At 67.3% G+C, this 566-nt stretch carries 1 protein-coding gene; it reads right to left on the bottom strand.

Annotation, left to right across the window (positions count from 1 at the left end; all coding sequences use genetic code 11):
- On the bottom strand, window positions 1-566 hold a 566-nt coding region (locus tag EN906_RS36495), incomplete at both ends, for a UxaA family hydrolase (protein ID WP_206529297.1).

Raw genomic sequence — 566 nt, 5'->3', positions numbered from 1 at the left:
GGATCGGCTCACGCTTCAGCTGGCCGACTTCCTCGGCGATCTCGGCCAGCACGCCCATCGCCTTTTCCACCGATTTGCGCGATCCGCCGGCGTCCTGGATGTTGAAATGGCGCTTGCCGGCAGCGACGCCCTTCTGGCCGTAGAGGGTGAGCTGGTTGACCTCGCAGCCGAGGCCGACCATCAGCACGCCGCCGAAATTCGGGTGGCGGGCATAGCCGGCAAGCGTGCGGTGCAGCACCATCATGCCGTCGCCGGTGCCGCTCATGCCGCAGCCCTGGCCGTGGACGATCGGCACGAAGCCGTCGATGCCGGGATATTTAGGCAGCAGCGTGCGGTTGGCGGTGTCGGCGATGGAATGGCAGACGGTGGCCGAGCAATTGACGCTGGCGACGATGCCGATGAAGTTGCGCGTGCCGGCGCGGCCATCGGCGCGGCGATAGCCCATGAAGGTGCGGGCCCGGTCGGCCTCCGTCGCGTGCTCGGCCTCGCTCGGCGGCACGACCGGCAAGCGGCCGGATTCGAAAACCAGATTGTGCGAATGAACGTGCTCGCCCGCTGCAATATCC

The sequence above is a fragment of the Mesorhizobium sp. M7A.F.Ca.CA.004.06.1.1 genome, assembly GCF_003999135.1.
GTDB lineage: Bacteria > Pseudomonadota > Alphaproteobacteria > Rhizobiales > Rhizobiaceae > Mesorhizobium.
The sequence above is the reverse complement of the archived record's forward strand: the minus strand, read 5'-3'. Positions and strand labels throughout refer to the sequence as shown.